Source organism: Rhodococcus sp. KBW08 (assembly GCF_003852455.1).
Classification (GTDB): Bacteria; Actinomycetota; Actinomycetes; order Mycobacteriales; family Mycobacteriaceae; genus Rhodococcus_F; species Rhodococcus_F baikonurensis.
Genome location: NZ_QAJJ01000009.1, coordinates 393,196 through 406,047, shown reverse-complemented (window position 1 = coordinate 406,047; position 12,852 = coordinate 393,196). Strand labels below are relative to the sequence as shown.

The 12,852-nt window shown below is 61.7% G+C and carries 8 protein-coding genes; 5 read left to right on the top strand and 3 right to left on the bottom strand.

Going from position 1 to position 12,852, the window contains the following annotated elements; translation table 11 throughout:
- The first annotated feature begins 115 nt into the window (after positions 1 to 115).
- From sthA to DBV08_RS12685, 3 genes are all read left to right on the top strand, one after another.
- Entirely contained in the window at positions 116 to 1,528 is a 1,413-nt protein-coding gene (sthA, locus tag DBV08_RS12695) for a Si-specific NAD(P)(+) transhydrogenase (RefSeq protein ID WP_007733953.1), read from the top strand.
- A gap of 151 nt (positions 1,529 to 1,679) precedes the next feature.
- On the top strand, positions 1,680 to 2,582 hold the full coding sequence (locus tag DBV08_RS12690) for a hypothetical protein (RefSeq protein ID WP_124567643.1): 903 nt from the start codon (positions 1,680 to 1,682) through the stop codon (positions 2,580 to 2,582).
- 92 nt (positions 2,583 to 2,674) lie between these two features.
- Positions 2,675 to 3,538, top strand: a complete 864-nt coding sequence (locus DBV08_RS12685) for a bifunctional 2-polyprenyl-6-hydroxyphenol methylase/3-demethylubiquinol 3-O-methyltransferase UbiG (protein WP_260395551.1) — start codon at positions 2,675 to 2,677, stop codon at positions 3,536 to 3,538.
- Between the two features lie 528 nt (positions 3,539 to 4,066).
- Here DBV08_RS12685 and DBV08_RS12680 read toward each other — a convergent pair.
- Entirely contained in the window at positions 4,067 to 4,291 is a 225-nt protein-coding gene (locus DBV08_RS12680) for a hypothetical protein (protein ID WP_124567642.1), read from the bottom strand.
- A gap of 50 nt (positions 4,292 to 4,341) precedes the next feature.
- Positions 4,342 to 5,343, bottom strand: a complete 1,002-nt coding sequence (locus DBV08_RS12675; RefSeq protein WP_206028917.1) for a helix-turn-helix domain-containing protein — start codon at positions 5,341 to 5,343, stop codon at positions 4,342 to 4,344.
- A 364-nt stretch (positions 5,344 to 5,707) separates the two neighbouring features.
- On the opposite strand from DBV08_RS12675, the gene DBV08_RS12670 reads away from it, so the two are divergent.
- On the top strand, positions 5,708 to 8,227 hold the full coding sequence (locus DBV08_RS12670; RefSeq protein WP_124567640.1) for a LuxR C-terminal-related transcriptional regulator: 2,520 nt from the start codon (positions 5,708 to 5,710) through the stop codon (positions 8,225 to 8,227).
- Between the two features lie 6 nt (positions 8,228 to 8,233).
- Here DBV08_RS12670 and DBV08_RS12665 read toward each other — a convergent pair whose 3' ends face one another.
- A complete protein-coding gene (locus DBV08_RS12665) occupies positions 8,234 to 8,989 on the bottom strand; it encodes a MerR family transcriptional regulator (protein WP_124567639.1) in 756 nt (251 codons plus the stop codon).
- Positions 8,990 to 9,310: 321 nt separating this feature from the next.
- Between DBV08_RS12665 and DBV08_RS12660 the strand changes: the two genes are divergently transcribed.
- Complete coding sequence (locus tag DBV08_RS12660) at positions 9,311 to 12,766, top strand: indolepyruvate ferredoxin oxidoreductase family protein (RefSeq protein WP_124567638.1); 3,456 nt, start codon at positions 9,311 to 9,313, stop codon at positions 12,764 to 12,766.
- The last annotated feature ends 86 nt before the right edge of the window (positions 12,767 to 12,852 follow it).

Here is a 12,852-nt window from a genome sequence, read left to right as displayed (position 1 = left end):
TTTCAATGACAACAGGGTTCGTGTACGGCCATCGTGCCCTTCGGTGCGCGGATTGTTCACCGAGTATTGACATGCTCGGCATCTGCCGGTCGTATGCGGACGGTAGTTGTAAGCGATGACTGATCCGATGGAATACGACCTGGTTGTGATCGGCTCCGGCCCGGGCGGGCAGAAGGCTGCCATCGCGGCCGCCAAGCTGGGTAAACGGGTGGCGATGGTCGAGAAAGGCAACATGCTCGGGGGAGTGTGCGTCAACACCGGCACCATTCCGTCGAAGACGTTGCGCGAGGCGGTTCTCTACCTCACCGGGATGAACCAACGCGAACTGTACGGCGCGAGTTACCGCGTCAAGGAGAACATCACTCCGGCCGACCTACTGGCGCGAACCCAGCATGTCATCACCAAGGAAATCGAAGTCGTGCGATCTCAACTCCTGCGCAACCGTGTCGAATTGTTGGTAGGGGTCGGCTCGTTCGTCGACGAGCACACCATCCTCGTCGAGGACGCCTCGCGCGGAGACAAGATGACGATCACGGCGAAATTCGTGGTGATCGCGACCGGAACGTTGCCTGCCCGCCCGGCGGGGGTGTCCTTCGACAGCCACCGTGTGCTCGACTCCGACGGAATCCTCGATCTGACCTCCATCCCGACCACCATGGTCGTGGTGGGCGCGGGAGTGATCGGTATCGAGTACGCGTCGATGTTCGCGGCACTCGGCACCAAGGTCACCGTCGTCGAGAAGAGAACGTCGATGCTGGACTTCTGCGACCCCGAGGTCATCGAATCGCTTCGGTTCCATCTGCGCGATCTGGCGGTCACTTTCCGATTCGGTGAGGAAGTGACGGCCGTCGACGTCGGAGCGAATGGGACGCTTACGACGCTGCGCAGCGGCAAGCAGATTCCAGCCGAGACCGTGATGTACTCGGCTGGACGGCAAGGCCTCACGGCGCCGCTCGCGCTGGAGAACGCGGGGCTCGAAGCCGACGAACGCGGCCGTATCTACGTCGACGACAATTTCCGCACCAAGGTCGAACACATCTACGCCGTCGGTGACGTCATCGGCTTCCCGGCGTTGGCGGCGACGTCGATGGATCAAGGTCGACTCGCGGCCTACCATGCCTTCGACGAACCAGGCGCGAAGCTGATGGATCTGCAGCCGATCGGCATCTACTCGATTCCCGAGGTGTCGTACGTAGGCGCCACCGAGGTCGATCTGACCAAGGAATCGGTGCCGTACGAGGTCGGGGTTTCCCGATACCGTGAACTCGCGCGCGGGCAGATCGCAGGCGACACCTACGGGATGCTCAAGATCCTGGTGTCGACGGATGACCTGAAACTGCTCGGTGTTCATATCTTCGGCTCGGGTGCAACGGATCTCGTGCACATCGGCCAAGCGGTGATGGGGTGCGGCGGGACTGTCGAATACCTTGTCGACGCCGTCTTCAACTATCCGACACTGTCCGAGGCGTACAAGGTGGCGGCGCTCGACGTGATGAACAAGATCAGGGCTCTCAAGCAATTCCACTAGGGGTCGGTGTGTCCCCAGGTACCGGTCAGGGTCGGTCGGTGTACTTCTCGGGTAGCACTTGTTCGAATACCTGAGGGTGATGTCAGGCCTGAGGAAATAGGGCAGGGTCTATCTCTATGACCATTGCCCTGGAACTTCGTGTGGAATTTCGATGCTGATCGGACTGATTGCCGCGATCGTGGCATGCGTCGGATACGGCGTTGCATCGGTGCTGCAGGCGTACGGTGCGCGCAAGTCGGCAGCTGCCGCCGAGCAGCGAGGCGAGGCCGGACACGTGACGGCGTCGGGTGGCCCGACCCTGCGTTCGACGTTCGCGGCCGCGCTGACTGCGTCGTTCATCCTGGGCACCGTGCTCGATGCGGTCGGATTCGCCGGTAGTGCCATCTCCGCGCGGCTCATTCCACTGTTCTTGTCGCAGACTGTGGTCAGCGCCAATCTCGTCATCACGGCAGTGCTGGGGACCGTGGTCCTGGGCATCCAGTTGCGTCGTCGTGACTGGTTCGCGATCGCCGCGGTGATCGGATCGCTCCTGCTGCTCGGATTGTCGTCGGGTCACGCGGGCGGCGGGAGTTCCAACGACGCCGTCCACTGGGGTGTCCTCGTGGGCTCGGCGTTGATCTTGTCGATCGGCATCGGCTTGATCCGATGGTTGGGCTCACGGGCAGCAGTTGTCGCCGGGTTGATCTCGGGTGTGCTGTTCGGCTGTCTGGCCATTGCCGTACGCGTGGTCTACGGAATCGATCCGTTCGAAATCGGCACGATGCTCCGCGATCCGGCCGGCTGGGCAATCCTCGTCTCGGGTCTGGGCGGTTTCTATCTGCACACGGTCGCGTTGCAACTGGGATCCGTCAACGGCGCGACAGCGGCTCTGGTTGTCGGCGAGACGGTGGTTCCGGGAATCGTCGGCGTCGTGGTGCTCGGCGACGCGTCGCGACCGGGCCTGGAATGGCTTGCCGTTGTCGGCTTCATCGGAGCGATCGCTGGCGCCGTCGCCGTGGCTGTCTTCGGCGCGGCGAGCCACGAGGAAAAACCCGCCGAAGAAGTGAGCGTCTGATGCGGTAACGAAAGTGTCTGCGAGAACACGACCGCGAGCAGAACCACAGACGTGTTAGAAAGGCGGTTCAGGCCGAACTCGGAGGGGCAGCGATGCGCGGGAGAGAAGCGATGCACGAGGACGAAGCCATCGCAGGCAACAAAGCGAATTGGGATGATCGCGCCGAGGTGCATGTGCGCTCCGAAATGTATGACGTCGGAGGGTTTCTCGCCAACAGAGCGGCCATTTCCACCGTCGTGAAGAACGATCTGTCGAGTCTGGCTCCGCATCTGCCTGCGTCAGGAATGCGGGATCGCTCGCTCCTGCACTTGCAGTGTCACATTGGTATCGACACCATCTCCTGGGCGCGACTTGGTGCTGTGGACGTGCACGGGCTCGATCTTTCGCCCAACTCTCTGCACCACGCAACTCGTATCGCACAGGCGGACAACCGCCGGATCACCTGGGTGGAAGGTGATGCGCGATTCGCTTCGACGCTGATCGACCGACGTTTCGACACGATTGTCACCAGCGCCGGGACCATCGTCTGGTTGCCGGAACTCGCCTCTTGGGCTAAGTCGATCCACGACCTGCTCGAGCCGGGTGGAGTGTTTCAGATCCGAGACGACCATCCGATCCTCGGCGCAATGGCATTCGAACCATGGACGATCACCGACGACTACCTCTCCGGAGGCGGCGTGCGTTCGTACGAAGACTCTGCGACCTACACCGAGGACTCCGACGGACAGATAGCGCACGTCACCAACCATGAATGGCGTCACGACCTAGGCGAGGTCATTGGTTCCTTGCTGGATGCGGGTCTTCATATCGAATCAGTTTCGGAACTTCCCTACATGGACTGGCCGGCCTTCCCCGAACTCGTTCCATGCCCCAACGGATGGACTCTGCCGAGCCGCTATCCGCGGATCCCCTTGAACTTCGCCATCGTCGCCAGACGAAATCAGCGAAATGAGTGAGCAGATCCGATCCGATCCGCTGGGAGTCTTCGAATGATTCCTGGAGTGGCGTGGACGTATTTCGCGCGTGATCGTCGGATGGCTTTGTCCCGGTTGCTGCCTGCCGGATCGTAGTTCTTTCGAGCTAATACTTTTGGCGGATACTGTTTTTCGTTCGAACTCTGCTCGGCATTTTTTCAACCGTTCGACGAATCTGCAACAGCAGGTTCGACTGAACCTGCGTCGCTGTTCGGTCGGTCCAGCGGTAACGGAAACCGCATTTTCGCAGATAGTTCTCATGCGCGACCGATGCCTCGCATACGGTGTGCGGTCACAGTCACCGGGTCGTAGACCGGAGGAAAGTAATGAGCAGCTTGGACATTCGACGTTGGTCGAACGACTTCACAGCCCTCACCAAGCTCATTTCGGAAGGTATCGAGAAGTTTGTTCTTCAATTCCTTTCCAGCTGAAGTGATCTGAGCTCGTGCCTGGTGTGGAGTTTTGATCTCTACCGCGGTTCGGGGCGGAATCGTGATGAAGGCGAGGTCCTTACCGGGGCCAGGAGGGCCGGTCCGGGCCGAGCACGTAGGCGAACACGTACGTAACTGCGGCGATTACCGCCAGTACGGCCACAGACGTCGGGAACCCTGCGTCATCTCGCACCGGGTCACCTGAAGCGATGACGGGCGCCATGAATAGCGGGATCATCACGGCGACGCCTGTGACCGCGCCGGTAAGCGCAGCCACGCACAGTTCCTTGTCGATCCAGCTCATGAATCAACTAGAACACAGGCCCACTCTCAAGACCCTCGAGCAAAGAGAATTCAGGGGTTGAAGAACTGGAGTCGGCGTTGCAGGCGAGCTATCGACGGGTCCCCGATCGTGCGCCGGCCATGGGTACGGGCTTGGCTCGGGGTCATCCCGTAGAAGTCTTTGAACGCGCGCGCCAATTGGGATGTCGACGTGAAGCCGCATCGCCGGGCCAACGCTTCGATCGTTTCGTTCGGTGTTTCGGCTTTGGTCAACTCGCGGTAGACGAGTTCGAGGCGCTTCCGTCGTATGACAAGAGCGATCCCGCCGTCGGATGCGAATGCGCGGTAGAGCTGTGCTCGCGAGACCGACAGGGCCCCACACATCGATGTCGGGCCGAGCCAGCTCTCCGAGAGATGTTCGGCGATGTAGGTGTAGGCGCGATCTCGGAGGGAGCGATCGGGCCGCGGCGACAGGTCAGGCTCGGCGATACCCAGACTGACACGAAGCAGGGACGCCACGACGTCCTCGTAACCGGTTGCTGCGCCGGGATCGAGATGCGGTAGCGCGAGTACGACCGATTGCATGCACTGAGCGAGTACCACGGCAGGAACTCCGCGCAGTACCGTCCCGTGGAGAGAGCGACCCTTCGACTCCGCCTCGACGAGGGAGCGCGGTGCGAGAAGCGTGATGGTGCGCCCTGTCGATTCGGCCTCCGCGTCGGCGGTCCATGTACGCCCGAGGTCGAAGAATGTGACATCTCCTGGACGTGCGACGAAATCGACTCCGTCGGCGTTGCCGCTCAGCTGCCCGTCGAGGACGACCTGGACCATGTATTGATCGTCGAGTCCGCTCTCGGCGATCAGCCGGTTGTTTCGGGTGTACTTCTGCGCGTTGAAGGTTGTTCGACCGATCAACGAGGACCCAATGGGAAGTGCTGAGATCGAGCCTTCGAGAGGCGTGTCGGGGTCAATCCGGTCGGTGACGAAGAAAGGACGTGTCGCGCTGCGCCAGAAGTCGTCGGCGTCCTCCGGATCAACCGATCGAGTCGACACGCGGATGCGGGCGGAATTCATCGACACGCGGGCATGATATGTCAGATCCCGCAGGTCGCAGTCACTCTTCCGCAAATAGTCGTCAATAGTGACCGAGCCCACATAATGAGACAAATCGGGCGTATTTGTGAGACGGCCGGTGCTCGCGCGTCGCGGCGATTCTGTCTATGTTGTTCGTTATGGGTGGACGGGTTGGGAGTTCGATGCTCGAACGAAATCTCGAGTTCGGCGGGGATCGACTGCTCGTTTGTCGGCCGTCATGACGTCCCCTTCGAATCGATCGCAGCTATCTCGAGCAAAGCGAAATCCTCGAGGGCGGGGCACGCTGCAAAGGCGGCTCGCTGGGCGCGGAGCCACGGCGATTCGTCCTCGCCTGCTCGGATTGATGGAACGCTCGGCGGGATTGACGGTCATCGATTCGCCTCGTGGGTTCGGCAAGACGGAACTCGCCGCGCTGTGGCTCACGACTCTCGGGCAGGTGCCGAACAGGCCGGTTGTCTGGGTGCCGGCGCCGTCGACTCGGATGACTCCCCTCGAGTACTGGAACACCGCGCTCGCGGTGATTCGGGATTCGCTGGAATCACTCGAGGCCCCGCCACGAATGCACGAGGATCCGGTGGGGGCAATCGAATCACTACTCGATTCGTCGCCCGCTCCATTCGTGTTGGTGTTCAACCGCATCGACCTGGTCGAGGGTGACGAGGTGGGACGCCGAATCGTGGATCTGATCGTACGGCTTACCGGGTTGAAAGTGATTGTCACACTGCAGGATCGATCTGCGACGGACTTGCTCGAGGACGTCCGCGTGGACGAGTACCTGTGCGCGAACGACCTCAGGTACACGCTCGACGAGTCCACAGTTCTGTTCGCGGAGGCAGGGATCCACCTTCCTTCGGGCATCGTCCATTCGATCTGTGAACGCGTTGCCGGCGTTCCCGTGCTGATGAAGGTTGCTCTGAGTGCGGTTGCGGGGCTGAGTGAACCGAGCCGTGGACGTGAACGCGTTCAGCAGCGAGTGGACCAGGCGATCCACGCGTACGTCAGTCGGACCGCTCCTCGATCGGGCAAGTCGCTCGAGTTGTTCGACTTCGCGACTACGATCGCCGCTGCCCGCACGGTGACGCCGGAGATCGCTCGTGTCCTGTCCGACGATCTGGACGTGGCAGGCAAATTGGACTTGCTCGAGTCTTTCGGTCTGATCTTCCGGAATGGTCTCGAGGGGGAACCGTCCTGGTACTTTGCGCCGTCAGTTCGCCTGGCATTCATGCAGATACGGACCGAACAAGGGGATGGATTCGAAGATCCCTTCCAGGTTCTCGTCGATCACGCTCTCGGGACTTCGGATATAGCCGGTGCCGTTCACTACGCCTTGGACGGACGCAAGTGGACCAGGGTGCTCGACATACTCGAGCGTCACTGGGCCGATCTTCTGGTCGATCACACCGGGTTGGTCCGGACTGCGTTGCAATCGATACCCGGCGACGTACTGAGTTCGAACTCTTCGATTCTGGTGGGGCGTGACCTGCTCGAATCACGTCTGAGGCCGCAGTTGATCAACGGCGATTCGTTGCCGACGGAACCGGCGGAATTGCGTGCGATAGGTGGTAGTCCGCATGCGCACAGCTTGTTGAACGTCGGGACCGTCCAATCCGTCGTGCTGAGAACATCCGGTAAGTACCAACGCTCTACCGAGATCACACGCAGGTTGGCACACGTCGTGTACGGACTCGGCGACGAGTCGTTGGGCACGTTGGGGTCTCAGCTTCCAGCACTGCGGCTCATCTGGGGAGTCTCACATCAATTGACCGGCGACCTCGGTGACGCCGCAGTGGAATTACGTCTCGCGTATCAAGGTGCCGTGGAGCATGGCCCGGCGTTCGTCCTGCGGCACGCAGCAGGCAACGCAGCACTCAACTCCGCGTTGATCGGGGACGTCGCGCACACGACCGAGTGGCTTCGCCTCGAACGTACACATCCAGATGTTTCGGGATGGTTGGGACCGCCTTCGCACATGGGCGGAGCGATCGCACGTGCGTTGGTGGCGTACGACCGCCTGGACAGAGATGCGGGCGCTGCGGCGATGGACGCGCTCGCCGAGATCACCCCGCCAGGTGACCTGTGGGCATTCGCGGCCTACGCCTACACCAGATTTTCTCTGCTGCAATCCGACCCGTTCTCGGGCTTGATCTCTCTGCAGCGCGCGGTGGCAACTGACGGTCACGTGAATCCATGCGACAGATCGTTCGGTGACGCCCTTCTCACCGCCTCGCGGATCGATCTCCTGTTGGCGTCGGGAGAGGGGACGAAGGCGCTGGAAGAATCAGTTGCCGCCGCGCACGCGTTCGCTGTCGTCGCGGTCTCGTCCGCTCGCGCGCATCTCTTGACGGGATCCCCGTCGCAGGCCTTGGAAATGTGTCGCGGAATCGACTGGAGTGGGCAGTATCTCGCACGGTATCGCCTCGAATCCCTGCTGATCGAATGCGCGGCGCTCCGTGAACTGGGCAGCATCGCCGCGGCTGCGAGCCAGTGGGAGGAGGCTTGCGGAATACTTGAAACCTCGGGTGTCCTGTCGGCGTTGGCGACTGTTCCGCGTGATCTGATCAGGCAACTCGAGGAGCGGGCCGACGGCCCGAGCGGTGCCGTCACAGCTTTTCTCGAATCCGAAGCGCCGCAGTTTTATCCGGCGGCCATCGTTCGGGTCCAACTGACAAAACGGGAGATGGACGTTCTCGTGGAACTGGACCTCGGTATTCCGATCGGTGAGATCGCACGAAAGTTGTTCGTATCCAACAACACGTTGAAGAGTCACCTCCGAGCCTTGTATCGCAAACTCGGTGCGCACTCCCGGGAAGAGGCCGTCGCGGCAGCGCACCGACACAACCTCCTCGGCAGTGGGCAGGACTGAGCGACGTCAGTGCAGGTTGCGCTCGGCGTAGACCTTCATCGCGTCACGGACCAGCGAAGCGGTGCCCTCTCCGTACTTGTCGTAGTTTGCGGTGAAGCGGGGATCGTCGACGTACATCTGGCCGAGTCCGGTGAAGGCGTCGGCGCTGGGAGTTCTTCCCTGCCAACCGATCTTTATCCACTCGAACTGTCTGCGGGTAATCGTCTGGACGTCGTCGCTGTCCGCGGACAGGCCCGCTGTCAGGGCATTTCCGAATGCCGCTGCGATGTCGGCTTGAGCTTGCAGGTGCGCTGTCCGGTCCTCCTCCGACATCGACCGCCACCAAGTGTCGCCGCTGCTGTAGGCGTCCTTACCCCAACGCTCGATGACCTCTTCCTTGTATCGGGTGTGGTCGAACCCGTCGAAAACATCTTCCGGCATGAGTGATTCACCTTTCTTCGTCTTGTTCAAGGTCCTGTTGACCGATTCGATCTGTCTCGAGATCCGCGTGCGCTCTTGCTCGAGGAGTTCGAGGTGGGTACGCAGCGCGGCGGCCGTGTCGCGTTCACCGGTGAGGACTTCGGCAATGGCCGGCAATCCGAGTCCGAGTTCCCGAAGCAGCAGGATGCGTTGCAGTCGCACCAGGGCGTCTTCGTCGTAGAAGCGGTAGCCGTTGGCGCCGATGCGGCTCGGTTCCAGGAGTCCGAGATCGCCGTAATGACGCAGCGTTCTGCTGGTGGTACCGGCGGATTTGGCGAGTTCTTGGATGGACCATTCGCTCACGTGAAGTTCCTACTCTCGGATCGGTTTCGCTCATTCAGCATGCAAGTTGACGTTGCGTCAATGTCAAGGCTGTTCTCGGTTTGTATTGTCAGGAACGTTTTATGTCCGTTTCGCCGTATCGCCACGAACGGGTCTCCAACTGATTTATTCGATGACCTAGGTCACGTGATTTGGCTCACAAACTGTCAATTTGAATAGTTGAACAAGCCTCTGTTGACGCTTTCACATACCTCGACCACGATCATCTGAACAGATCGAGTTACGCGGTTGTTGAAAATGCACGGTAGTTGAAATGCACTGCAGACGGAACGGTGGTCCACGATGACTGAACTGGTGTCGGGCGTAGCCCAGGCCAAGCCCTATGACCTCGATGATCGGTACCGGTCGGGATCGGGACCGGTGTTGCTGACCGGTGTTCAGGCAATTGCACGCGGCTTCGTCGAGCAGCATGTTCGCGACATCCGGGCAGGTAAGCGTATTGCCACTTTCGTCTCCGGTTACCAGGGCAGCCCACTGGGCGGCGTCGACAAGATGCTTCACGGCATGCCCAAGGTGCTCGCAGAACACGACATCACCTTCATTCCCGGCTTCAACGAGGAACTTGCTGCCACCGCGGTGTGGGGAAGCCAGACGGACCTCCCCGCAGGAACCGCGACCCACGACGGCGTGACCGGCGTCTGGTACGGCAAGGGCCCCGGCGTCGACCGCGCTACCGACACCATTCGCCACGCCAACATGTACGGCGTGAACCCCAAGGGCGGCGTAGTCCTGCTGGTGGGCGACGACCCGGCGTCGAAGTCCTCCACGGTTCCGGCCGTCAGTGAGCGCTCGCTTGCCGCGATGGGTGTGCCGGTTCTGTTCCCGCGCAATGCCGAAGAGATCATCACGATGGGTATGCACGCTGTTGCGCTCTCGCGTGTCTCCGGTTGTGTCGTAGCGCTCAAGATCGTCGCCGACGTCGCCGACGGCGCCTGGACGATCGACGGCAGCATCGCGGACTTCGACATCGTGGTTCCGGAAGTGCAGTTCGAGGGCAAGCCCTTCGTCTACAAGCAGCGTCAGATGGCCGCGCCGCCGGACAGTGTCATCGCCGAGGCCGATCTGTACGGCCCGCGATGGGATCTCGTGCACGCGTACGGAACTGCCAACAACCTCGATGTGATCGAGGTAAACCCCTCCGGTGCGAAGATCGGTATCGCCGCCACCGGTACAACTTTCGACTCCGTCCGACAAGCTCTGGCAGACCTCGGTGTCGACGACGCCGCGCTGCACCGCGCCGGGATCCGTCTCCTTCGCATCGGAATGTGCTACCCCGTCGTGGGCGAGAAGATCAAGGAGTTCGCCGAAGGCCTCGAGCAGATCGTCGTGGTCGAGGACAAGACCGCGTTCATCGAAGCGCAGATCCGGGAAGTCCTGTACGGCACCGACGATGCCCCTCGCATCATCGGCAAGCGTGACGGCCAGGGCCGTCTGCTCATGCCTGCCAGTGGTGAACTGACCGCAGGCCGGCTGCTCGCCCCGTTGCGGCGCGTACTGAAGCCGCACGTCGAACTCAAGCGCACCCTCCCGGCCCCGCTGTCGCTGAACGTGCTCTCCGCCAAGCGAACCGCGTACTTCTGCAGCGGGTGCCCCCACAACCGTTCCACCGCTATCCCCGAGGGTTCCATCGGTGGCGGCGGAATCGGTTGCCACACACTCGTCACCATGTCCGGCCGTGAGGACAGCGCTGTCACGGGCCTGACACAGATGGGTGGCGAGGGCAGCCAGTGGATCGGGCAGGCACCGTTCACCGACGTGCCTCACCTGTTCCAGAACATCGGCGACGGCACCTTCTTCCACTCCGGTCAGTTGGCTGTCCAGGCATGCATCGCCGCAGACGTGAACATCACCTACAAGTTGCTCTACAACGAGGTAGTGGCGATGACCGGTGCACAGGACGCGGAAGGTGCCCTCTCCGTTGCTCAACTCAGCCACAAGCTGACCACCGAGGGCGTCAAGCAGATCATCATCTGCGCCGACGAGCCTTCGCGTCACAACAAGCGCGCTCTGGCCAAGGGCACCAAGCTCTGGCACCGCGATCGCCTCGACGAGGCCCAGAAGGAGCTTCGCGAGATCAAGGGCGTCACAGTGTTGATCTACGACCAGCACTGTGCGGCCGACGCACGTCGCCAGCGCAAGCGTGGCACGCTGCCCACTCGCAACACTCGCGTCGTCATCAACGAGGCAGTGTGCGAAGGCTGCGGTGACTGCGGTGTGAAGTCGAACTGCCTCTCGGTCCAGCCCGTGGACACCGAGTACGGCCGCAAGACGAAGATCGACCAGACGTCCTGCAACACCGACTACACCTGCATGGACGGCGATTGCCCGTCGTTCGTGACCGTCGAACTGGTGCCGGGCAAGAAGGCTCCCAAGGCCGCACGTCCCGTCCCGCCCGTCGTCGCAGATCCTGATTTCGGACCGCTCACCAGCACGCAGAACGTTTTCCTCGCGGGCATCGGTGGCACCGGCATCGTGACCGTCAACCAGGTGCTCGCAACGGCGGCACTGCGCGCCGGCCTCGAGGTGGAGAGCCTTGACCAGATCGGACTGAGCCAGAAGGCCGGACCTGTTGTCTCGCACCTGCGTTTCAGCTCCAGCGCGCTCGAGCCGTCCAACCGCCTCACCCCGGGCAGTGCCGATTGCATCGTCGCCTTCGACCTGCTGACCGCGACGGACAACAAGAACCTCGACTACGGCAATGCCGAGAAGACTGTCTCCATCGCCTCGACGTCGCAGACGCCGACCGGCGACATGGTCTACGACAAGGCTGTTCGCTACCCCGAGGAGACGTCACTCCTCGCCCGTCTCGACAAGGTGTCGCGCACCCTGCGTTCGTTCGACGCACTCGCCGCGGCACAGGAGTTGTTCGGTAACACCGCAGCCGCCAACTTCCTGCTGATCGGTGCGGCCTACCAGAGCGGCGGACTCCGTCTGCCGGCCGAGGCCATCGAAGAAGCGATCGGCATCAACGGCGTTGCCGTGGACGCGAACATCGCGGCATTCCGTTGGGGTCGTGCAGCAATTGCCGACACCGCAGCGTTCTCGGCCGTCACCACGCCGGCCAAGTCCGTCCGCGAACCCGTAGTCGCACCGGCTCACATGTTCGCCGGAACCACCTTCACCGGTGAAACCCTGCGACTGGTGGAACTGCGTGCGGCGCAGCTCATCGAGTTCCAGTCCGTCAAGATCGCGCAGCGTTACATCGATCAGGTTCAGGCAGTCTGGACCGCCGAACGTGCCGCAACCGAGCGGACCGACTTCAGCGAGGCTGTTGCCCGCGGCCTGTTCAAGTTCACCGCGTACAAGGACGAGTACGAGGTTGCTCGCATGCTGGTCGATCCTGCCTTCATCGAAGACGTCAAGTCGCAGGTGCCGGCCGGGGAGAACCTGACCTACAAGCTCCACCCCCCGATCCTCCGAGTGATGGGCCGCAAGAAGAAGATCGGTCTCGGGCCCAAGTCGCATGTTGCACTGAAGGTTTTGGCCAAGGGCAAGAAGCTTCGCGGTACCAAGCTCGATCCCTTCGGTTACATGCACGTTCGCAAGGTCGAGCGTGAACTGCTCGCCGAGTACGAGGCCATGATCGCTGATCTCTCTCGTACGCTCGCAACCGACGGATACGATCGCGCCGTCGAGATCGCGGCACTGCCGGACGTGGTTCGCGGCTACGAGGACATCAAGCTCGGCAACATCGAGCTGTACAAGACTCGCCTGCGCGAACTCGGTGTCGGTGAGTAGGATCGCCGGCGATTAGATCGAAGAAGACTGTGCCCCAGTGACCTTGTCGCTGGGGCCCAGTTGTATTCAGGCCTACTCGGACCCGG

Excerpts from the sequence above, each read along its gene's own strand:
- sthA (WP_007733953.1), top strand. The coding sequence starts at position 116 with ATGACTGATCCGATGGAATACGACCTGGTTGTGATCGGCTCCGGCCCG.
- DBV08_RS12690 (WP_124567643.1), top strand. The coding sequence starts at position 1,680 with ATGCTGATCGGACTGATTGCCGCGATCGTGGCATGCGTCGGATACGGC.
- DBV08_RS12685 (WP_260395551.1), top strand. The coding sequence starts at position 2,675 with ATGCGCGGGAGAGAAGCGATGCACGAGGACGAAGCCATCGCAGGCAAC.
- DBV08_RS12680 (WP_124567642.1), bottom strand. The coding sequence starts at position 4,291 with ATGAGCTGGATCGACAAGGAACTGTGCGTGGCTGCGCTTACCGGCGCG.
- DBV08_RS12675 (WP_206028917.1), bottom strand. The coding sequence starts at position 5,343 with ATGAATTCCGCCCGCATCCGCGTGTCGACTCGATCGGTTGATCCGGAG.
- DBV08_RS12670 (WP_124567640.1), top strand. The coding sequence starts at position 5,708 with ATGGAACGCTCGGCGGGATTGACGGTCATCGATTCGCCTCGTGGGTTC.
- DBV08_RS12660 (WP_124567638.1), top strand. The coding sequence starts at position 9,311 with ATGACTGAACTGGTGTCGGGCGTAGCCCAGGCCAAGCCCTATGACCTC.